The following is a 21,985-nucleotide window of genomic DNA, read 5'->3' as shown; positions in this document are numbered from 1 at the left end:
GCTCGCCGGCGCCGAGTCGGCCGGATACCACGCCGCCGGCCGCCAACGGCAGTTGAACATATTTCACCAGCGCGGCGATCAATTGCTGTTGATCGATGGGTTTGGCAATGTGGTCGTTCATGCCTGCCTGTTCGCCAGCCTGCTTGTCCCGCAGCATCGCCGCGGCGCTCAAGGCAATGATGGGCACGGTCTTGCCTTGCGGCAACGCCCGGATCAAGCGAGTTGCCATGAGGCCATCCATGATCGGCATCTGTAGATCCATTAATACCGCATCAAAGGCTTGTTTACCGACATATTCAACTGCTTCGCCGCCATGATTGGCCACCGTCGTCCTCAGGCCGGCCTTATCGAGAATGGCCCGGGCCACTTCCTGATTGATGCGATTATCCTCGACCAACAAAATATGCGCGCCGCGAATCGGTGCCGCCATGTCCAACAGATCAAAGCGCCGTTCCTGCTGGGTAATTTGCCGAACCACATCCGGCTGTTGAATTTGCAGCAGACTATGGAACAAACCGGTCTGCGTCACCGGCTTGATCAAAATGGATTTGAACGGCGCATGCTCCGCGGCTTGCCGCAGTAAAGCCTCCTTATCGTAAGCGGTTACCATGATGACCGCCGGCGCATAGCGTATCCGGCCTGACTCGACCTCGGCCTGAATGGCGTTCACCAACGCCAGGCCATCCATATTCGGCATTTTCCAGTCGATCAGCATCACTTCATAGCCGCGGCCCTCGCGTTCGGCCAGATAAATCAGTTCCAGGGCGTCCGCGGCGGAGTTGCTGCCGGTGACATCGAACTGCCAGGCTTCGAGATAATGTTCCAGGATTAGCAGCGAAGTTTCCTGATCGTCCACCACCAACACGCGCATGGAGCGCAGCTGATCCTGCAACTGCGAAACGGCCTGAGCGCCTCCTACCCCGAAGCTGGCCGTAAAAGCAAAGGTACTACCCTTTCCCAGCGCGCTGGAAACCGTGCACTCGCCGTCCATCATACCGACCAGGCGCTTGCAAATCGCCAATCCCAGGCCAGTGCCGCCGTATTTGCGGGTAATTGAGGTATCGGCCTGGCTGAACGCGGAAAACAACCCGCTGGCCTGGGTCTTATCCATGCCGATGCCGGTATCCCGCACCGCGAAACGCAGATTCATGCGCTGCTCGTCGCCGCCGAGCAGATCGACCCGCACGTGGATCTCGCCCTGTTCGGTAAATTTGACGGCATTGCCGACCAGATTATTCAGCACTTGTCCCAATCTTAGCGGATCGCCGATCAGGCTGCGCCGAATGGCGGGATCGATTTCCACGAACAGCTCCAGACTTTTACCGGCGATTTTGGCCGCAAACAAATCGCTGGTAGCCGTTAAAACCTCATCGAGGGAAAATTCGAGTTGTTCCATCTTGAGTTTGCCGGCCTCGATTTTCGAGTAGTCGAGAATGTCGTCGAGGATGGTCAGCAGCGCCTGCGAGGACTTGTAAACCTTGTCGAGATGATCGCGCTGTTTCGGCGTCAATTCGGTATCCAGCGTCAGTTGCGTCAGGCCGATAACGGCATTCATCGGCGTGCGAATCTCATGGCTCATATTGGCTAGAAAATCGCTTTTGGCCTGGCTGGCGGCGTCGGACTTGCGTTTGGCCTCGATCAACAGCGCTTCGCTGTGCTTGCGCTCGGTAATGTCGCTAATGGTCGCGATCACCAAATTTTCATTGCCGACGCTCAACGCCCCCAACCCCACTTCCAGCGGAAATTCCACGCCGTCCTTGCGAATACCCAGCAGTTCGCTACCCGCCCCCATGGGTCTGGACACCGGCGCATCCATATAGTTATCGCGCTTGTTCACATGCGCGTGCTGGAAGCGCGCCGGCATCAGGATTTCGACAGGACGGCCGATCAACTCATCATCCCGATAGCCGAACAAGCGTTCGGCCCGTTGATTGGCCAGAACGATTTCGCCTTCGGCATTGGCCATCAACAAGGGAATCGGCGCCGACTGAATAATGGTTTTCAGGCGGTGTTCGGACAAATAACGTTCGGAAATATCGCGCTCGACTTTGATGAAACCCGCAATGGCATTGTGTTCATCGCGAACCGCGGAAATAATGGCGTCGACATAAAAGCGCGAACCATCCTTGCGCAGCCGCCAACCTTCGTGCTCATGAGAACCGTATTGCCGCGCATTTTCCAGAAGGCTATCCGGCAAGCCCGCCGCGACGTCTTCCGGGGTAAAAAAACAGGTAAGGTCTTGACCGATAATGTCGTCGGCGCAATATCCCAAGAGCCGTTGCGCGCCTTCGTTCCAGGAAACGATACGGCCGTTCGGATCCAGCATGATACTGACAAAGCCATCGATATTGTTGGCCATCGATTGCAGCCAATGCTGATTGAGCTTGAGTTCGGCGGTGCGTTTTTCCACGCGACGCTCCAAATCCCGTTCCCGCGCGCGCAGTTGCGACAGCATGGCGTCGAATGCCGCAATCAACTCGGCGACTTCCCTATCCTTACTCCGCGGCAGTTTACCGTCGAAACAGCCCTCGGCAATTTCCCGGGCGGCACGGGCCAGTTTTTGCAAGGGCTTAAACAGGCGGTTCAGCGTGAGTTCGATCAACACCAATACCAGCAAGGCGGCGGCCAGAATGATTTTATAGCTGGTTTGCACCGCCGCGTTGACCTCGGCGCTAACGATGCTTTCCGGCAACGCCAACGCCACGGTGAGAAAACGTTCGGGGCGGCTGGAATCGAAATGGAATTGCCTGGCCACAACATGCAGGTCGCCCTGTTCGGCGAAAACCGTTTGCAGACGCGTCCGCTCGCCGACGGCTTCGAGCCGGATCGCCGGGAAATCGCTTTGCAAACGATAAGCTTGGCCGCGCTCGAAACCGTAGGTGCGCGAAACGTCCGGATGCAGCAGATAGTAACCTTGCTCATCGGCGACATAGCCGAGAATATCGGCTGGCATGCCGTCCAGCAACGGGCTCAACAATTGATCGGCGTCCAGGCTAACCGCCACCACGCCGAACAGCCGGCCGGCGGCGTCGAATACCGGCGTGACGGCGCGAAACGTATGCATCCCGGGCCGCGCCGACTCGCCTTGTTCCCGGTTCCGCTCGAAAGGCGACAGATAAGTCTGGCCGGCTTTCAGACTGGACGCATCACGCAGGTAGCCGCTGCCGCTCTTTTGCGCCAGATCGCCGTCCGCGGAAATAACCACCGCGCCGTCGCGCCGCTCCACTTTCACCAACTCCCGGCCGCCGTCGGCAACGCCGATGAAACAAACCTGGTAATAGTGGTGATTGGCTTGTAAAAAAGCGGCGAAAATCTGTTGCATCCGCCGCTGCCAAGTTTGGACCGCTTCGTTTTCCAAGACATCGAAGCCGTTATTTTGCATGGCGCGAATCATGCCCGGAATCGGCGGCACCCGCGACAAAAATAAGACATCACTGCGAAAGCCGCCGATATCGGTGGCAACTTGCGCGATATTGCGCTGGGAGGCGGTTTCAAGTTCGGCGATGAAACGCGTCAATTGTTGTTCGTGCTTGTGCCGCCCGACCAGACAGGCGGCGCCCAGCGCAACACAAACAGCCAGCAACAAGATCAGCCGGCGGACATTGTAGAACAGCGACGATTTCAAACGTAGCGGGATAGTTTTCAATACCGGTTCCTTTTGGTAGCAAAAGTCGTAAGGCTGTTAATTATAAACCGCCGCCATCGGAATATTGCGTAAAAGCCAGTAGGACAAATGGCGGGGTTATGACGAAAAGGCCTCCAGAACGCGACAATAACAAGGGATGGGCCGATAAATCCCCAGCCCATCCGCAAACCGCGGCCGCGACGGCCTTACAGCAAATCGCGCTTCATCGCGTAACGGATCAGTTCCGAAGTATTGGTCATGTGCATTTTTTGCAAAATATGGGTTTTATGGGTACTGACGGTTTTGACGCTCAACGACAACTGGTTGGCAATTTCCGTCAAGCCCTTGCCATTGACCAGTAAGTGAAAAACCTGAAATTCACGATTGGAGAGCGAGGTGTGAGGCAGATTGTCCGCTTGCCGGGCAAGATTGAATTCCTGCGCCATGCGCTCGGCGGAATTCGGACTGATGAAAATGCCGCCATTGGCGACCTTGCGAATGGCCGAAACCAGCAGGGTCGAGGCGCTGTCCTTGGTCAGGTACCCGGCGGCGCCGGCCCGGTAGGCGCGCACCGCGTATTGCTCCTCGCTGTGCATGCTAAGTATCAATACCGGCAATTTGGGTTTTTCGAGCTTGATTTGTTTGAGCAGTTCCAGACCGCTACGGCCGGGCATCGACATGTCCATAATGACCGCATCGAGCGCCAGCGCCTGAATTTTCCTTATGGCCTCATGGCCGTCGGCGGCTTCGTCCACCGCTTGAATATCGTCGGTGTCAGCCAATATCTGTTTCAAACCGTCGCGTAAAATAGTATGGTCGTCGACCAACAACACCTTGATCATGCTTGTTTTCCTATGCTTGGTCGGCTGTTATTGGAAGATGAATCCGCAATTGAGTGCCATGCCCCGGCCGGCTGCTCAGTTCAAACTGGCCGCCCAGCGACTTGACACGCTCGCGCATACCCAGCAAACCGAACGATTTGCGCTGAATGGACAGCATTTGCGGATCAAAACCGATACCGTCGTCGGAAACGACCAACACCATCTCATCGCCTTCGCCGCGCAATTCGACCTCAATGGCCTTGGCCTTGGCATGCCGCGTCACGTTGGTCACGGCTTCTTGCAGGATGCGGAATATCGTGGTGCTGAGACTGGCGTCCAGTGCAAAATCCTCTTCGCCAATATTCAGTACGTAGCGGATGCCGGTGCGCTCCCGGCATTCGTCCAGCAACCATTCGGCGGCGGCGGCCAGACCCAGGTCGTCGAGCAATCCGGGACGCAAATTGGCGGCGATGCGGCGCATCGAATCCACCGTGGAGTCGATCAAAGACAGCATTTTGTCGGTTTTGACAACTAACTCGGGCTGCTGTTCGGTCAAGCGATGCATAATCCAGGAGGCATCCATCTTCAGCGCGGTCAACGCCTGGCCCAGCTCGTCGTGCAATTCGCGGGCAATACGGGTTCTTTCCTCTTCGCGCACCGTCTGCAAAAAATTGGATAGCGCCCGGTATTGTTGCCGCGATTCGAGAAGCTCGCGTTCCGCTTGCTTGCGGAGGCTGACGTCCTGAAAGGCGGTAATGATGGACACCACCCTGCCCTCTTCAACCACCGGCGTGGCGATACAGGCCGCATCAAAGCGGCTGCCGTCCTTGCGCACGAAGATTTCGTTATCGGAACGGTAGGAAGCGCCTTGCCGGGTAAATTGATCGATCAGGCATTCCTGTTGCGGATAACTGCTACCGTCAACTTGCTGAAAATGAATCGTGTCGTGCAGATTGCGGCCAATCACTTCATCCTGGCGCCAACCCAATAGGCGCTCGGCTTCCGGGTTGATGAACAGCACCTCGCCGTACTCATCGGTCACCACCAGTCCTTCGCCCAATGTCAAGATGATGCTGGACAACAGCATTTCCTTGTGATCCAGGGATTTTTGGATGCTGCGCTTCTCCCGCCGCATGGCGGCTTCGGCCGCTTCGCGGCGAATGGCCGGAACCAAGCGCGACAAATTGCTTTTGGGCACGAAATCGCAAGCGCCGGCCTTCATCAGCGCCACGGCGGTTTCCTCGCCAATGAAGCCGGAAATGATGATGCAGGGCATGTCGTCCGCGTGAGCGCTCAGGATTTCCAACACATCCTCGGCACTGAAGGCCGGTAGGTTGTAGTCCGAAATAACCAGATCCCAGCCGCCTCGTTCAAGCTGGGCCATGAACCCCTCGGCGTTGAAAACCCTGTTATGGGTAAAACGCAGTCCTTCACGTTCCAATATGGACACCAACAAGGCTTCGTCATTGGCGCTGTCTTCCACCAACAGAATCGACAGCGGTTTTTCATGTTCTCTCACGCGCATGCACAACGACCGGCCGGTTCGTTAACATGGGATGCTTCAAGGATTAGCTGTTTTATTCGCACTGTGTTTCCCCGTTTTTATGGTTATTGGCGCAATGGAGTTGAAAGAAGAATGTAGTGCCCGCGCCGGGTTCGCTATCCGCCCAAATTTTACCACCATGGCACAAGACGATCCGTTTTACCGTGGCCAAGCCTATACCGGTACCTTCGAATTCATCCTCGCTGTGCAGGCGTTGAAAGGCGTTGAATAATTTGTAAGCGTATTTTTTGTTGAACCCCGCCCCGTTATCGCGAACATAATAAATCATGCCACGGTTCTCTTGCCGCCCGCCGAACGCTATCTCGGTCAAGGTTTGCCGGCGGCTGAATTTCCAGGCGTTACCCAGCAGGTTTTCCAGCGCGATTCTCAGCAAATGGCTATCGCCATCGACCGTGAGGCCGGGCATCACATTGAACCGGGCTTGCCGTTCCGGCGTTTCGCGCCGCAACTCGGCCAGAATGTCGTTCGCCATTCGGCTCAGATCGACGGGGCCGATATGCAATTCGCCGCGCCCCACTCGCGAAAGTTGCAGCAAATTGTTGATTAATTCTCCCATGCGCAGCGCGCCGTTCATGATGCGCTGCAACTGCTGGCGAGCATTTTCCGGCAACTCGATACCAGGATCGTCCAGCAAGAGTTGGGCAAATCCGCTGATGATGTGCAATGGCGCGCGCAAATCGTGCGATACCGAATAACTGAAGGCTTCGAGTTCTTTATTGGCGGCCTGCAACTGACTGGTTCGCTCGGCGACACGCTGCTCCAGCTGCTGGTTCAAGACTTCTATTTCGATTTGGTGCTGCCGGCTTTCGGTGATGTCGAGGTGGATCACCACGGCGCCCAGCCGCTCGCGAAACGATAGGGGCGCCACCAGCATGCGAAACCAGCATTGTTGCTTGGGCGAATGACAGGGATATTCCATGATGAATCGTTCGTCATCGCCGTTCAGTACACCGCGCAAGCCATTGAGAGCCGACAGTGCATCGCTGCCGTCACCGGTCAGGGATTGGCAGACGGCCAGGTAATTGGTGCCGACGTCGCTGGCTTGGCCGGGCCTGCCGTTATCGCCGGCAAAATCCCGCCAACGCTGGTTGACGGCGACAATCAGCCCATCGCTGTCCAGCAGGGCCAGATTGACCGGCAAGGCATCGATGATCGCCGTTTGCATTTCAATCTGGCGCCGCTGCTCGGCTTCGCTCAGCCTTAAGGCCAACTCGGTTTGTTTACGCTCGGTAATATCGAGGTTGGTGCCCATCATGGCCAACGGCTCGCCCGTCGCGCTGCGCAACACCTCGGCCCGAGAAACGATATGGTGAACTTCGCCATCCGGCCTTTGGATGCGAAACTCGGCAAAATAGGGGGCGCTACTTTTAAGTGCCGTGTTGACGCATTCGACGATCATTTGACGATCTTCCGGCACAACCAGATCAATGAAGCGTTGGTAACCGGGAGATACCACCTGTTCGGCAAGGCCTTGGGAGCCGGAATGTTGCGTTTCCGCCGCTAGCCCGAAAATACGATACGTTTCCTCGGACCAAGTCTGCGTATCGCCGGCGATATTCCATTGCCAGCTGCCGACATGGGCGATGGTTTGCGCGTGGCGTAGTTCGGCCGCATGCTTAGCCAACACCCGCTGCGCTTGGCGTTGTTTGCTGATGTCGGTTATCGTCGAACGGCTGGCGACAAAATGCCCCTCGTCGTCGTAAATGGCCGTGGCGTTCAAAATAACATCAATAATGCTGCCGTCCTTGCGCAACAATTCGATTTCCAAATCCTTAACTACCCCCGCGCGTTTTAACTGGGGGTAATGCTTGAAAAAAAGATTGGCGGTATCGGCCGATACCAACTGGGCAATGTGCATCTTGCCGACCAATTCGTCGCGCCGGTAGCCCAACCAGTCCAGCTCGGTTTGATTAACGCGCAGAAAAATACCGTCGGCGTCCAGCGAATGGTAACCGCAAGGGACATTGTTGTATAAATCCTCGATTTCTTGCTTGGAGCGCAGCAAGATTTCCTCGGCGAGTTTGCGCTCGGTAATATCCAAAACAGTGCCGAACATCATCGCCGGCCGGCCCTCGGCATCGCGTTGCACTTTGCCCCGAGCCTGTACATGACGCAACGCGCCATTACCGTGAACAACGCGGTATTCGATGTCATAAGGTTCGGAGCCCGACAGCGCGTTATCGACGGCCTTCCGCACCCTTGCCGCATCCTCCGGGTGCAAGGTGGACAGAAAGGTGGGATAGTCGAATTCCCTGCTGTTCGGCTCGCAACCGAAAATGCGAAAAAACTCCGCGGAGCATTCGATGCGGTCGCTGGCAATATGCCACGACCAGTTTCCCAAATGCGCAATGGCTTGCGCTTCTATCAGGCTTTGTTTTTGGGCCTGGATTTGATCCTGTATGCGCCGCCGCTCGCCGACATCGCGAAACACCATCACCACGCCAATAATCCGTCCCTCGCGGTCGATGACGGGCGACGCCAATTGCTCTATTGCATATCGCTGGCCGAAAGCCGATGTCAACATAGCATGGTTGGACAAAGCAATAGCGCGTTGTTCCCGCAGGCAACGCTCCACCGGATTGATAATTGCGCACTGCTCGGTTTCATCGGCCAACTGGATGATTTCCGATACCGGCCGGCCGCGCGCGGCTTCCAACGAATAACCGGTCAATTGCCACGCCACGGGGTTCATCGTGAGGATGCGACCTTCGGCATCGGTGGTAATGACACCGTCCATGATGGATTGCAAAGTGACTTCGGCGCGTTCTTTTTCCAGCCAGATCTCGTGCCGGGAAAGCGCCAATTTCTGAAAAGGCTCGCGCACCAGTTGCAGGAATAAGGCATGATAAAGAAACCAGTAAGCCATCACCTTATACAGATGTCCCAATAGATCGAAAACATCGGTAACGCTGGCATGAACGGTAAAACACCACTCGCTGACCGCCATTAAACCGGCACTTAGAAATAGGCTGCGGGAAATGGTGCTATGTTCGCTACGCCGGAATTGATGGTAGGATGCCAGCGCGATCAATAAATAGCTGACCACGATAACAAATTCCAACGCCTGTTTGCCGCGCGTCAGGCCATGACCTTCCACCCAGAACCTCGGCATCCATTGCGAGTGAAATAATTCGCCCCAGTAGGCGGCGGCGGTCATCGCCATAAAAACCGTCAGCCACAGCCAGCGGTCAATGCCAAACAGAGACTGTTTCCAGGGCGCCCCGAGCGCAACCGCCATGGCCATAACCGAAATCAACCGCGCCGCCAACCAAAACACAATCGCCTTCCGCGGACCGCTGGGCGTTACCCACTCGGGCATGCCTTGATATGACAGCAAATGGGCAAAATCCAGCAAACCCACCGCTAAAAAACCAACGCCCAAGACGTAAATATTGCGTGGGCGATCCAAATCGCAATTATTCCAGGCAATCCCGAAAATCATCCAGGAGACCACAATGGAAAAAGCTTCCATCGCAGTATGTAGAGGCAGATAAATCACACTTTCAATGACCTCTGGCAACGAAAACGTCCAAAATAAGCCATAGGCCAGCACGAGACTGCCGCCGACAAATAGGATGAATTTGAACAGCAATCTGTCTTGCATGTTTAATAATCTTTGGTGTTGGTTGATCAAAGGAAATAGACGGAAGATGAACCGATAAACATTTGACCAAAATGCATTTCTACAGAAACCATACCCATGGCCGAAGACTTTATTTCCGCCCTTCCGATTTATCGGCGCCGAATGGCTTGAAATGCCGATCGAATAGAGCAGTTTTTGGGTCGATTTGAGGGTATTCTATAACCTGTTGATTTGTATAGCGGTAAATTTATCGGCAAATATTGCCCATGCGCACAAACAAAACTTTGATTTCCCGCATACTTGATAAAGTTTTTTAGTTAGTAGTCGATAGATTGTAAGCTATACTTTCGGCGCCTGTCTTCAGCCGAATACGGCCGTAGAATTCGGAATAATAATTTTTATAAAGCGTTAGCAGGAGTTTCGCATGATGATGATGAACTGGCATTCCGTTGGAGTAAAAGTGGTTGCCATAACCATGGGTGTTCTTACGATTGTTGGAATCGGCGTTTTGATTGCTTTCTCAAACGCTCAAAAGCAGAACCTGATCGATCGTAAAATCGAAGCATCCCGCCAATTGTTGTTGGTATCCGAATCCATACGCGATAACGTGGTCAAAAAATGGGAAGAAGGCCTGTATACGCCTGAAAAACTCATGGAATTGACCCAAACCAAATCGCCTGCCGCGGCCCGGCAATTGATAGTATCCACCGTGCCGACCGCCAACGCCTGGGATGTCATAGAAGCCAAGGCCCGGGAAGGCGGCTTCCGTTTTAAGGCGCCGGCGCTTAATCCCCGCAATCCGCCCAGAAACAACCCGGACGAAACGGAACGCAAGGTTTTGGAGATTTTTCAAAACGATCCTTCGTTAACCGAATACAGCATAGTGGACGAAGAAAAACAGGAAATCCGCTACTTCAGACCCGTGAAAATGGTCAAGCAATGCGAACTGTGCCATGGCGACCCCGCCACCTCGGTAACGTTATGGAACAACGACCAAGGCAAGGACTTGCTGGGTTATCCCATGGAAAACCGTCATGCCGGGGATTTGCACGGCGCCTTTGAAATTATTACGCCTTTCAACGTGGCATTGGCCGGCTATAAAACGGAGTTGTACTATGCGTTCGGCTTTTTATTTCTGGGCTTGTTTTTAATCGGCTTTACCGGCTATTTCGTGATGGGCAAAATCATCATCGGCCCGCTGACCGATTTGGCGCTGAATTTACAACAAATTTGCAGCGGCGACGGCGACTTGCGGGCCAGGCTGAACGCTTCCGGCAAGTCAGAATTTGCCTGGGTGGCTTCCAGCTTTAACTCCTTCGTCAAAAAAATCGCCAAAACCGTTGACGAAATCAGCGTTACCAGCGAGAAGCTCGCCACGGCTTCGCACAAATTGGCCAACATCACCCAAACCACGCAAAAAGGCGTCGAGCGCCAATTGCAGGAAACCACGCTGGTAGCCAACGCCATGAAACAAATGACCTCGACTGTGCAAGAAGTGGCCAGAAATGCGGTCAAGGCTTCCGAAGCCGCCGAAACGGCCGACCAAGAAGCGACCAGCGGTAAAAACATCGTCAACGACGCCGTCAACGGCATTAACAGCTTGGCTACGGAAGTAGAAAATGCCGCCAATGTTATCCATGAGCTGGAGAACGACAGCAACAGCATCGGCGAAGTGTTGGGAGTTATCCAAGGTATTGCGGAACAAACCAACTTATTGGCATTGAACGCCGCCATCGAAGCCGCCAGGGCCGGCGAACAGGGCCGCGGCTTTGCCGTGGTGGCCGACGAAGTCAGAACGCTGGCCAGCCGCACCCAAAACTCCACCCTGGAAATTCAGCAAACCATCGAGCGTTTGCAAGACCGCGCCAAAAAAGCCGTTTCCGTGATGGACAATGGCCGCAAACGGGCGGCATCCAGTGTCGAACAAGCGGCCTCCGCCGGCGGTTCCATCACCTCGATCAGCCAGCGCATCGATACGATTAACGACATGAACAATCAAATTGCCAGTGCCGCCGAAGAACAAACGGCCGTTGCGGAAGAAATCAACCGCAACATCAGCAATATCAGCCATGTTTCCGAAGAAACCTCGGTCGGCGCCAAAAACACCGCCGACGCCTGCAAAGAACTGCTGGAATTGGCCGACCAGCTGCGCACCACGGTCGGCAGTTTTAGAACCTAACTCTTCCCTGCCTTCGGAGCGGCTCCCCAACCGCTCCGAAGCAGGTAAAATATTCCGGCGGCTTCCTTTGCGCCGACCCCGGAGTCGGATATAGGATGCCAAGTCCCTATCGCGTTTTTAACCAGGTGCCACCATGAGATTCCGAACCGCGCTTAAGGCGCTCTTGCTCGCGGCATTGCTGACGTGCAACAGCCAAGCCCAAGAAAGTTTTATAAAAACGTTTAACCCCGGCAGCTATCAGCAAATTCTGCGCGAAAATGCCGGCCAAGCATTCATATTGGCCATCTGGTCGGTGGATTGCCCCTCCTGCATCAAAGACATGAGCGTTTTGTCTCAAATTCGGCAAAACCACCCGGATGTAAAGATCGTCATGCTCTCCACCGACGAACCCGGCGCGACGCCGGAAGTGAAAAACATCCTGGCCCGGCATGCCTTAAGCGATTTGGAAAACTGGATTTTCGGCAGCGACGACGCGCAAAAACTGCGTTATGAAATCGACCCCGGCTGGTATGGCGAACTGCCCAGAACCTATTTCTTTACCGCCGGCCATGCCCGCACCGCAAAAAGCGGCGCATTGAAAGCGGAAGAACTTGAAGCCCAAATAACCCGCATTAAACCGTAAGGGCTACCGCTTAACCGCCGGCTTGCCAGCCGCCGCCCAGGGCTTTGTAGAGTTGTACCAGCGCCACTAACACATCCAACCGGGCCTGGACCTGATTATTCTGCGCCGATAACAAGCTACGCTGCGTATTCAGCAGGGTCTGATAATCGATGGCCCCGACCCGGTACTGTTCATCGGACAGCCGATAGGCCTCGGCCGCCTTGTCCACCGCCTCGGCCAAGGCCTGCATGCGCCTTTGCGAATTGCCGCGAATGGCTGCCGCGTCTTCCACCTCCTTCAAGGCTGTCAAAAGCGCTTGCCGATAGATCTCGGCCAACTCCGCATTGCGGGCCCGCGCATCCGCCAATCCGCCTTCCAGGCGGCCGCCTTGAAACAAAGGCTGCGCCAGATTGGCGGCCATGCTTATAGCCATGCCCGCGGGCTGCGGATTGGCCAGTAAGGTATCCAGATTAAGCCGCAGTTTCGGATAAAACGCCGCCAGCGCGATACCGACCTCGGCATTGGCGGCTTGTAATTGCATTTCTATCCGCCGCAAATCGGGGCGGCGCCGTAACAGGGTCGCGGGTTGTTGAGGCTGAATGCCGGGCAGGGCAATATCGGCAAACTGCACCGCATTGTCAATCGCTTGCGGCGCTTGTCCCAGTAATATCGATAAGGTATTTTCCGCCAGTATCCGCTGCTGAATGAGCAGATCCAGATTCGCCCGGGCGCCGGCCACTTCGGCTTGTTGTTGCGCCACATCGACAGCGGACACCGCTCCGGCCTGGAAACGCGCCTCCACTACGGCTAACACCTCGGTCGCATTAAGCAAGAATGTGTCGGCAATCCGTTTGCGCTGCCGAACAGCCAGCAGGTTGAAATAGGCCTGACCGACATCCGCCATCACCACCAGTTTTAAGGCATCGCGCGCGAACACTTCGCTTAGCGCTCTGGCGGCACCGGCATCGCGCCGGGCCCGGTTGGCGCCCCATAAGTCCACTTCATAGGCCATGGTAAACTGGCCGGATTTTTTTTGAACTTCGCCCAAATTGTTATGCGTGCCGGCATAATCGCCGGTCATGGCGGCCGCCGGCCATAAGTCGGCTCCGGCAATTTTTGCTTGCGCCCGCGCCTGTTCCACCCGCTGCGCGGCGGCGGCCAAGTCGTTGTTATAGCGCAAGGCTTGCTCTATCAATTGATTCAGCTCGCCGCTGCCAAAGGCCAGCCACCACTGCGGATCGATTTCGCCTGCAGGGTTTGGGGCGTTTTCGCGCCAGCCGCTTGGCGTGTCCACCCGCGGCGCTTCAAACCGCGGCACCAGATTGCAACCCGTCAGCAACATGAGCGGCAGGTAAAATGCATATACCGTTTTCAAGCTGTTTACTCCGCCGCCAATGCCGCAACCGGGTCCAGATAGGCGGCTTTCCGGGCCGGCAAATAGCCGAACAACAAGCCGGTGCCGAATGCGCAGGAAAAAGCCAGGATGGCCGGTAAGGGCGAAAACACCACCGCCATCTCGAAACCGCGCAGCAACAATCCCACCGCAAATCCCAATAGCACCCCGATCACGCCGCCCAGCGTGCATACCACGGCCGCCTCGGTATTGAACTGCAACAAAATATCGCGGCGGCGGGCGCCGGTAGCCATGCGGATACCGATCTCCCGGGTACGTTCGGTGACGCTGACCAACATGATATTCATCACTCCGATGCCGCCCACCAATAGCGAAATCGCCGCCACGATACCCAACATCAAGGTGAAGGTGTTTTGAGTTTCTTCGGCGGACTCCAGAATGGACGCCATATTGCGGATACGAAAATCCTCGCTTTGATGCCGGGCCAGCAATAATTCGTTGATGGCTTGTTGCGTGGCGTCGATTTGGGCGACATCGGCCACCCGCACCGTGATGCCATTGAGATAATTCTGCCCGAACAAGCGAATCAGCCCGGTAGTCAGCGGCACGAAAACCGCGTCATCCTGATCGGTTCCCATGGCGGACGCTCCCTTGGCCGCCAACACGCCTATCACTTCGAAGGGTATGTTTTGCACCAGCACATATTGGCCCAATGGATCGGTGCCTTCCGGAAATAAAAGCTTGGCGACGGTCTGCCCCAGCACCGTGACGGGCGCGTAGCGGCGCATGTCCTCATCGCTGAAAAAATCGCCCTTCGCCAGCGGCCAATCCCGCACCAGAGGCATGCTGGCGCCCACGCCCTGCACGCTGCTGGCATAATCGATATTGCCGCGGCGCAAGGTCAGGCGGGCGTTACGTTCGGCGGACGCCCACTCCACATTATCGAGTTCGGCTATCGCCTCCGCGTCGGCCGGTATCAAAGTAGCCACATCCGAGCTGCCGCGCAAACCCGGGGCGCCGGGCCGGACGGATAATACATTGGTGCCCATGGCCTTCATTTGATCCATGACTTTTTTCTGGCTGCCTTCGCCGACCGCCATCATGGCCACCACGGCCGCAACGCCGATGATGATGCCCAGCAAGGTCAGCGCGGTGCGAAACAAATTCGCCCGCAGGGAACGCAAGGCCGTTTTAGAGGCTTCCAACAACTCGGCCAACAGGCCGATGGCGTCGATTTCGTGGTGTTCCGGTATTGACGCCGGCGCATCGCGGCGAGTTTCGCCGCTGTCGCCGACGATTTTGCCGTCGCAAATCGTGATGATGCGCTGGGCGTTATTGGCCACTTGTTCGTCGTGGGTGATCAACAAAATCGTGCGCCCCTCCGCGTGCAACTGCTTCAACAAATCCATCACGTCCTTGCCGCTTTGGCTATCCAACGCCCCGGTCGGCTCGTCCGCTAAAATCACCGGCGGATCGTTCATCAAGGCACGGGCAATGGCGACCCGTTGCTGCTGGCCGCCGGACATCTGCATGGGCCTATGCCCGCTGCGTTCGCCCAAACCCAGTTGTTGCAATAGCCGCAAGGCCCGGCCTTCGCGCAGGTCTTTGGGCATGCCGGCATACAGGGCCGGAATCTCGATATTTTCGGCCGCCGAAGCGGTATTCAACAAGTTATAGCGCTGAAACACAAAACCAAAGGTTTCCCGCCGCAACGCGGCCAGTTGATCGGCATCCAGCCCGGCCACCTCCCGGTTTAACACCCGGTACTGTCCGCTTGTGGGCTGATCCAGGCAACCGATCAGATTCATCAAGGTGGATTTACCGGAACCGGACTGGCCGATAATGGCCACGAATTCCCCCGGCCAAACGGTCAGCGACACATCGTCCAAGGCCTGCACCACGGTATCGCCATTGGGGTAGAGGCGCCGAATGCGCCGCAGCTGCAATAAGGGGACGCTCAGGGGGGCTGATGTTGTCATAGGCGCGGCACACCCTGGGTTGGATAACCGGCGGCTTTCTTTTTATCCTTGGCTTTATCTTCTAACTTCGTCATGGCCAACAAGCGGTCACCGACGGCCACCCCCTCCCTGACCTCGGCAAAACGGCGATTCAGCAAGCCGACGTGCACGACTTTTTCGTTAACCGTTTGACCCGCCACCTGTTTGACCAGATAAGCCTTGCCCTTGTCGCTATCCTGTTCCGGCAATCTGCGGCCCAAAGCCGCCAAAGGCATTAAGCCGACCCGTTCGGCACGGCCCAAGACGAAAAACATTTGCGTACTCATGCCGGACATCAGTTGCCGGTCGCGGTTGTCGACATCGACCAGTACGTGATAAAGCACCACGTTATTTAACACCTCGGGCGAAGGCAAAATCTGCCTGACTTTGCCGTGCCAACGCCTCTCCCCGGAACCCAAGGTAGTAAAATACACCGGCAAGCCGGGTTGCAAACGCATCACGTCGGCTTCGGCCACTTGCGCCCGCACCGTCATCGCATCCAACTTGGCGATTTGCAAAATCATCGGCGTGGTTTGATTGGCGTTGAGCGTTTGCCCCACGCGCGCGGTGCGTGTGACGACCGTGCCGTCGATGGGCGCGAATATTTTAGTGAAGCCCAGATTGGCGCGGTCGCCGCTCAAGGTGGATTGCACCTGCTCGATTTGCGCCTGAATGGAATCGGCCGTGGCCACGGCCTTCTTTAAATCGAATTCGCTGTTTTGAAAATCCTGCTCGCTGACGCCCTTGCTTTTCATCAATGCACGGTTACGTTCGTACTGCTGGCGGGCGAATATCACTTGCGCCTGTTGCCCCGCCAGTTGGGCTTGCAGATTTTTGATATTGGCTTCATCGGCCTGCACTCTGGCCGCATAAACCCGCGGGTCGATTTCCGCCAATAACTGTCCGGGGCTGACATTATCGCCTATCTCGACATGCAATTTTTGCAATTGGCCGGTAACCTGCGCCCCCACATCCACATATTCCTTGGGTTCCAGCTTACCCTGGGCCGTGACGTTTTCTTCGATGTCGCCGAGCGCAACCTCCAGAGTACGCAGTTCGTTGCCGCCGCCCGGCTTAGAATCGAAGCCGACGTAAACGCTTCCCGCCCCCGCCAATATCAGCCCCGCCAACAATACTCCACGCATAGGGGTAAATGTCCATTTATTGTTTGTGCCGGCCATCTGTATTTAAAACATGTATAAGAAGGCTCCTATTATCTCCGATAACTTAGCAAGCTGCTCGGACTCGCGCGCGGCCGATGCGGTTTTTCATCGGCGCACGTCATCTCGCGCTGGCATTGATCCGCCAGCCGGATTATGCTGATGGCCGGCGGCATCGCCAACCGCAGCCGGTTTTAGACGAATCCGCCGCGCCGGCTGTTTTATATCCCATTCAAGAGGAGATATTCATGACACAATTATTAGAAAAAAACCAGGAAGCGCCCTTTTTCCGCGCCACCAATCAAGATAATCAAAGAATTTATTTGTCCGATTACCGGGATGAAAAAATCGTGGTGCTGTATTTTTACCCCAAGGACGACACCCCCGGTTGCACCATAGAAGCCAACGATTTTACCGCCATGGCCGATGAGTTTGCCGCGCAGGATGCCGTGGTGATAGGCGTGAGCAAGGACGATTGCGAAAGCCATCGGGCTTTTATCAGTAAATACGGCTTGAACGTGCAGCTTTTGGCGGACACTTCGGGCGAACTTTGCGACAGTTATGGCGTCTGGCAGGAAGTGGAAAAAGACGGCGTCAAAAAATGGAAAATCGTCCGTTCCACATTCATCATCGGCAAGGACGGCAAGCTGATCGAAGCCATGTACGGCGTCAATCACGAAGGCCACGCCCAAGCGGTGCTGGATATGCTCAAAGGCTTGAACGCTTAGCCGATGTCGGGAGGCGCCACCCGGCAACATGCGCGCCTCCCGTTTTAAGCCCCCCATTCGGTTCTATACGGCGTGCTCCAGCCATATCCCCTATTGTTCCGCGGACTGTTTGATCCGGGCCGCCAACCGGTGCCCGCTGGCGGCGGCATGCCCGCTCAACCCATGAATTTCACACTGCCCGCCGCGCCCAATGTAATCGTCTTTGTAGGCGTTGATGAAATCCATTACGGTATGGTCTATTAAATAGACGTCCGCCAAATCAAACACGATGGACTTGCCTTGCGGCAGCATGGCCAGTTCGCTTTTTAAGGCGATAAAATTGGAAAAAATAGCGGAACCGTTGATTTTTATCAGGTATTTATGATTTTGTTCGCGCTGTACCCGGTAAGAGATGGACAGCATATTTTTAAGCGGCACCCCTCTGACGACATGAACCAGTAATTTCGCGGCGATGCCCAGCATCACCCCCACCAATAAATTAGCGGCCAACACGCCGGCGATGGTTATCGTAAAAATAAACAGCTGCTCCCTGCCCAAGTCCAGGGTCTTGGCAAATGCTTGCGGGGACGCCAGCCTGAAGCCGATATAAACCAGCAAGGCAGCCAGCGATGCCAACGGAATGCTATCGATAAGCCACGGAAATAACATCACGAACAACAATAAAAAACCGCCATGCCAGAAGTTCGCCCAACCGCTCTTGGCGCCATAGTCGATGTTTGCCGAACTGCGCACGATCTCGGCGATCATCGGCAAGCCGCCGATCATACCGGACAGCGTATTGCCGATGCCAATGGCTTGCAGATCCTTGTTCAAGTCGGAATAGCGGTTTTCGGGATCCAGTTTATCCACCGCCGCACTGCTCAGCAGGGTTTCCAAGCTACCCACCAGACAGATGGAAATAACGCTTTCCCAAAACGCCGGACTGGCTGCCTTGGAAAAATCCGGCAAGAAAATACTGGCGGCAAGACTATCCGGAATGGCGATTAAAAACGGCCCGTTGATATTAACCGCTTCGGGCAAATTGAACAGGGGCTCGGGATGAAAATGACGCAAATCGAACAGATAACCCAAACCGATGCCCAACACAATCACCAACAGCGGCGCCGGCACTTTCCCGAGCACGGGGTGCTGGAGTTTTGGCCAGCCGATTAAAATACACAAGGCAAACAAGGCGATCAGGGCAATCTTGGGTACGAAAAAAGCCTGTACCTGCAACAATTGCAGGATAGCCCGCAACATGTTGCCCGGTGTTTCGACCTGCAAACCCAGCATAACCGGCAGTTGCTTGGTCATGATGATAATACCTATCGCCGCCAGCATGCCATGCACAACCGAAGCGGGAAAGAACGCGGCCAGGCGTCCGGCCTTGAAATGCCCCAAGACGATTTGCAATATCCCGGAAAGCACAATCGCCGCCAGGGTGTAACGATAGCCGGCCAGCATATCCCCCTGCCCCAAATTCTGTACCGAGGCGAAAATCACCACGATCAGCCCCGCCGCGGGCCCGACGATGGTGAGCGTTGAACCGTTAATCCTTGAAACCAGCAAACCGCCGATAATCGCGGAAATAATACCGGCCATGGGCGGAAAACCGGACGCAACGGCTACCCCTAGCGATAGCGGCAAGGCGATCAGAAACACCAGAAATCCGGCCACCATATCGGCCCGCCGGTGGCTGTTTTTCAGGGTATCCCGGGTATTTACAGCCGCGGCCGGCATGACTGAATTGTCCATTTGTTGTCCTTTGGTAGTTGCGTTGCCGCGAACGGCTTGTCTTTTTATTAACGGGTGAGGCTTTAGCGGGCAAAGCTATATATGACACCGCCCATCATAACCAGCGCCACCAATGCCCAACCCAATCGATCCATATATTCCCTAAGTTTGTTTTCCAAACGCTCGCCGCCGGCGGCAATCAGCATGGCCACCAGAAAGAAGCGCCCGCCCCGGCCCAGTACGGATGCCAAGACAAACGGTATGAAAATCATATTCAACGCACCGGCCGCAATGGTAAAGACTTTATAGGGGATGGGCGAAAATCCAGCCACCAGCACGGCCCAAAATCCCCACGCGCCGAACCAGGCGGTCGCTTCAAGATAAGCTCCCCAATAATGGGAGGTTTGCAGCCAGGGCTGTATGCTGTCAAACAGAAAAAAACCGATGCCGTAGCCGAACATGCCCCCCAGCACCGAGGCGACCGTAGTCCAAAGCGCAAACCGGAATGCATTTTTCGGTTGCGCCAACGCCATGGGCGCCAGCATCACATCCGGCGGCACCGGAAAAAACGAAGATTCCGCAAAACTGAGCGCAAACAAAAGCTTTAACGCATGGCGGTGTTTGGACCACAGGATGACGCGGTCATAAAGTTTCTGGAACATTCTAAAGCTACCTGTATTGTTTAATTAATGACAATTTGTCTCTCAAATCCCCACAACCGCGGGTTGCGCAACATTATAAACGTTGCGCAAGCGGCGGTGCTCACACACACCAATCTAACGCTCAAAAGCCACCGCCTTGGTGCTCGCGCACCTGCGCAAACCCATTTTTCAGCATATTGTCCTTCATCTCCGTTAAAAAACCATAGCAAATACAATAATTTCCTGAACGACGCGCATTATGCCGCAAAAATATTAGTCAACGCCGAACTCCGGAATCGCGCAAGCAGACGGATATTTATTAACTTGAAAAATACAGACGCTTTGGATCGCCTCGAAATCCGTCAAAACGAATCATGACGCCGAGGCAGATGCCAGCAGCTTTTAGACTGATAAGGGTTTCGTCAAAAATAACATCCCCGTATTTTCGGGGATGGTTGCCGGTAGGAGGGGCTTAAGCTAAAAGTAGCTGCCTTCAGATTAAACAGCGGCACGGCGGTACCCTACAGACGCAGGCTGGTTGGAGTGCCGCCTCGGCCCGACAATCCCTGCCCAGGCGGCAGGTAATTACTGAAGCGAAGGCTCAACCCGGAGCGGCACTGGCTCGCGGGCAGCTCCGGGTTGAAAAAGCATCACGCGGTATGGCAAGCCGAAGCGCACTGCGGACAGGCATTCACGGGTTTGAACATTTCCGCCGCTTTTTTCAAGGCGCTGTTGCAGCTGGCAATAGAGCCTAAATAACGGATGCTTTCCTTGGGCGGCAGCAGGGTGCAGTTTGCATTATGTACGATGTGCTCGCCGTTACTTTGGGCGGTGGTGTCGACGTAAAACTCGGCCATGGTAAATACCTCTTTGAATGGGATGGGTTAAGCTTCGAATCAGAACCATCCCGGCTATTACATCTGTCGTTGATCGGACATTCCGCCAGGCGAATGTGGCGAAAATGACAGAAATAACAGCCGATTCGGCTGATTTTCGAATGCAAACAACTACCGCGCAAAACCCGTACCAACCTTAATCTTCATAAATTTGCCCCCAACACGCAGATACCCAGCCGTAAGTAAGATCTGTATGCCGTTTAGACCCGCTTAATGAAAGAGTGGTGTGTTATTTGCTGGTATTTGGTTTTCCCATCAACATTACAACTGACCATGCGCTACGAACCTTACCAAGACGAATATGCGGCCGTCCCCACCATGACGGATGAAGAGTTGCTGGAATATTTTCTCTACCGTATTTTGGAAACGGATGAAGTCTGGGGCTTGAAAGACGGCCCGCAGTGGATAACCCGAACTGTCGGTGCGCAGACAACATTGCCGGTATGGCCGTTCAAACGCTTTGCCGACGAAGCCGCGGTCGGCGATTGGCAACACCTTAAGCCCGGCGCGGATTCCATGGAGTTTTTTATCTACCGAACATTGAACAAACAGGCTCAACAAGGTGTGCTGATTGAAATCATGCCCAGAACATCGGGCGCGGGTTGCCTGATCTCCCCTCAACGCCTGCTGACCATTCTGGAAGGCACCATGCATTCGGGGGAGTATACGCTGGAGGATTGATTAAATCCGGCCGTCCTAAACTCTGGCCCCAGGCTCAAATTCCGCCTTTGCTTGCGGCAAAATTGCCTCGGTTGTCTATGTATATAGAAAACGGGGATCGGGCGGCTATCGACCCACTCCGATCATTCAACTCTACCTTGTATAAATGGCTCTTTATCAACATTTACCTGTCATCATCGTCCATAAACTTACAAAGAATATGAAGCGTTTCAGCTCGCCAATTACCAATTCCTCAGTACAAGTCATTATATAAATGCTGTTTTTTTGCTGTATTGGCAGCTTTTATTTTCTTGGTTATTATGCTCTCACACTTTATGGGAGAGTTATATGGGTAGGCCATCACTTAAGCTTGATACAAAAATCTTACGCCGTCTTAGAGAAGCAAAAAACTATACTCAGCAAACCCTTGCCGAGGAACTTTACTTACGATTGGGCAAAGAGT

At 54.9% G+C, this 21,985-nt stretch carries 15 protein-coding genes; 5 read left to right on the top strand and 10 right to left on the bottom strand.

Annotation, left to right across the window (positions count from 1 at the left end; genetic code table 11):
* The 4 genes from NP596_RS11750 to NP596_RS11735 all read right to left on the bottom strand — a co-directional run.
* Positions 1-3,646, bottom strand: a 3,646-nt coding sequence (locus NP596_RS11750; RefSeq protein WP_256615555.1) for a response regulator, incomplete at its 3' end; no start/stop codon positions are given.
* Positions 3,647-3,831: 185 nt separating this feature from the next.
* Complete coding sequence (locus tag NP596_RS11745; protein WP_256615554.1) at positions 3,832-4,467, bottom strand: response regulator; 636 nt, start codon at positions 4,465-4,467, stop codon at positions 3,832-3,834.
* 10 nt (positions 4,468-4,477) lie between these two features.
* A complete protein-coding gene (locus NP596_RS11740; protein ID WP_256615553.1) occupies positions 4,478-5,971 on the bottom strand; it encodes a hybrid sensor histidine kinase/response regulator in 1,494 nt (497 codons plus the stop codon).
* 52 nt (positions 5,972-6,023) lie between these two features.
* The gene (locus NP596_RS11735) at positions 6,024-9,614 is read right to left on the bottom strand and encodes an MASE3 domain-containing protein (protein ID WP_256615552.1); all 3,591 of its coding nucleotides are present in this window, start codon (positions 9,612-9,614) and stop codon (positions 6,024-6,026) included.
* Positions 9,615-10,101: 487 nt separating this feature from the next.
* Here NP596_RS11735 and NP596_RS11730 point away from each other — a divergent pair, with 487 nt between their 5' ends.
* Both NP596_RS11730 and NP596_RS11725 read left to right on the top strand, forming a co-directional pair.
* Positions 10,102-11,772 (top strand): methyl-accepting chemotaxis protein, encoded by a 1,671-nt coding sequence (locus NP596_RS11730; RefSeq protein WP_256615551.1) that lies wholly within the window; start codon positions 10,102-10,104, stop codon positions 11,770-11,772.
* Positions 11,773-11,905: 133 nt separating this feature from the next.
* A complete protein-coding gene (locus NP596_RS11725) occupies positions 11,906-12,394 on the top strand; it encodes a TlpA family protein disulfide reductase (RefSeq protein WP_256615550.1) in 489 nt (162 codons plus the stop codon).
* A gap of 10 nt (positions 12,395-12,404) precedes the next feature.
* Here the strand turns inward: NP596_RS11725 and NP596_RS11720 are convergent, their stop codons facing one another.
* Genes NP596_RS11720 through NP596_RS11710 form a run of 3 tightly spaced genes read right to left on the bottom strand, consistent with a single transcriptional unit; the run spans position 12,405 to position 16,869 of the window.
* The gene (locus NP596_RS11720; protein WP_256615549.1) at positions 12,405-13,748 is read right to left on the bottom strand and encodes an efflux transporter outer membrane subunit; all 1,344 of its coding nucleotides are present in this window, start codon (positions 13,746-13,748) and stop codon (positions 12,405-12,407) included.
* Between the two features lie 5 nt (positions 13,749-13,753).
* Positions 13,754-15,706, bottom strand: coding sequence for a MacB family efflux pump subunit (locus NP596_RS11715; RefSeq protein WP_256615548.1), 1,953 nt, complete (start codon positions 15,704-15,706; stop codon positions 13,754-13,756).
* Positions 15,703-16,869: an efflux RND transporter periplasmic adaptor subunit gene (locus NP596_RS11710; protein ID WP_256615546.1), complete on the bottom strand. Its 1,167-nt coding sequence runs from the start codon at positions 16,867-16,869 to the stop codon at positions 15,703-15,705. The genes NP596_RS11715 and NP596_RS11710 overlap by 4 nt, the downstream gene beginning before the upstream one ends.
* A gap of 263 nt (positions 16,870-17,132) precedes the next feature.
* Here NP596_RS11710 and NP596_RS11705 point away from each other — a divergent pair, with 263 nt between their 5' ends.
* Entirely contained in the window at positions 17,133-17,612 is a 480-nt protein-coding gene (locus NP596_RS11705; RefSeq protein ID WP_256615545.1) for a peroxiredoxin, read from the top strand.
* 90 nt (positions 17,613-17,702) lie between these two features.
* Here NP596_RS11705 and NP596_RS11700 read toward each other — a convergent pair whose 3' ends face one another.
* Both NP596_RS11700 and NP596_RS11695 read right to left on the bottom strand, forming a co-directional pair.
* Entirely contained in the window at positions 17,703-19,346 is a 1,644-nt protein-coding gene (locus NP596_RS11700; protein ID WP_256615544.1) for a SulP family inorganic anion transporter, read from the bottom strand.
* A 62-nt stretch (positions 19,347-19,408) separates the two neighbouring features.
* Positions 19,409-19,987: a YqaA family protein gene (locus NP596_RS11695; RefSeq protein ID WP_256615543.1), complete on the bottom strand. Its 579-nt coding sequence runs from the start codon at positions 19,985-19,987 to the stop codon at positions 19,409-19,411.
* Between the two features lie 27 nt (positions 19,988-20,014).
* Between NP596_RS11695 and NP596_RS11690 the strand changes: the two genes are divergently transcribed.
* Positions 20,015-20,344, top strand: a complete 330-nt coding sequence (locus NP596_RS11690; protein ID WP_256615542.1) for a hypothetical protein — start codon at positions 20,015-20,017, stop codon at positions 20,342-20,344.
* A gap of 272 nt (positions 20,345-20,616) precedes the next feature.
* Here NP596_RS11690 and NP596_RS11685 read toward each other — a convergent pair whose 3' ends face one another.
* Positions 20,617-20,823 (bottom strand): hypothetical protein, encoded by a 207-nt coding sequence (locus tag NP596_RS11685; protein ID WP_256615541.1) that lies wholly within the window; start codon positions 20,821-20,823, stop codon positions 20,617-20,619.
* 312 nt (positions 20,824-21,135) lie between these two features.
* Here NP596_RS11685 and NP596_RS11680 point away from each other — a divergent pair, with 312 nt between their 5' ends.
* On the top strand, positions 21,136-21,543 hold the full coding sequence (locus tag NP596_RS11680) for a DUF2750 domain-containing protein (protein ID WP_256615540.1): 408 nt from the start codon (positions 21,136-21,138) through the stop codon (positions 21,541-21,543).
* Positions 21,544-21,985 lie beyond the last annotated feature (442 nt).

It is taken from the genome of Methylomonas rivi (assembly GCF_024505165.1).
Lineage (GTDB): Bacteria > Pseudomonadota > Gammaproteobacteria > Methylococcales > Methylomonadaceae > Methylomonas > Methylomonas rivi.
This window is presented reverse-complemented; position numbering and strand designations above follow the sequence as displayed.

Bases quoted from the DNA above. Each gene is read 5' to 3' on its own strand.
- NP596_RS11740 (WP_256615553.1), bottom strand. From the start codon at position 5,971: ATGCGCGTGAGAGAACATGAAAAACCGCTGTCGATTCTGTTGGTGGAA.
- NP596_RS11710 (WP_256615546.1), bottom strand. From the start codon at position 16,869: ATGCGTGGAGTATTGTTGGCGGGGCTGATATTGGCGGGGGCGGGAAGC.
- NP596_RS11690 (WP_256615542.1), top strand. From the start codon at position 20,015: ATGACAATTTGTCTCTCAAATCCCCACAACCGCGGGTTGCGCAACATT.
- NP596_RS11735 (WP_256615552.1), bottom strand. From the start codon at position 9,614: ATGCAAGACAGATTGCTGTTCAAATTCATCCTATTTGTCGGCGGCAGT.
- NP596_RS11700 (WP_256615544.1), bottom strand. From the start codon at position 19,346: ATGGACAATTCAGTCATGCCGGCCGCGGCTGTAAATACCCGGGATACC.
- NP596_RS11680 (WP_256615540.1), top strand. From the start codon at position 21,136: ATGCGCTACGAACCTTACCAAGACGAATATGCGGCCGTCCCCACCATG.
- NP596_RS11695 (WP_256615543.1), bottom strand. From the start codon at position 19,987: ATGTTCCAGAAACTTTATGACCGCGTCATCCTGTGGTCCAAACACCGC.
- NP596_RS11725 (WP_256615550.1), top strand. From the start codon at position 11,906: ATGAGATTCCGAACCGCGCTTAAGGCGCTCTTGCTCGCGGCATTGCTG.
- NP596_RS11715 (WP_256615548.1), bottom strand. From the start codon at position 15,706: ATGACAACATCAGCCCCCCTGAGCGTCCCCTTATTGCAGCTGCGGCGC.
- NP596_RS11685 (WP_256615541.1), bottom strand. From the start codon at position 20,823: ATGGCCGAGTTTTACGTCGACACCACCGCCCAAAGTAACGGCGAGCAC.
- NP596_RS11745 (WP_256615554.1), bottom strand. From the start codon at position 4,467: ATGATCAAGGTGTTGTTGGTCGACGACCATACTATTTTACGCGACGGT.
- NP596_RS11705 (WP_256615545.1), top strand. From the start codon at position 17,133: ATGACACAATTATTAGAAAAAAACCAGGAAGCGCCCTTTTTCCGCGCC.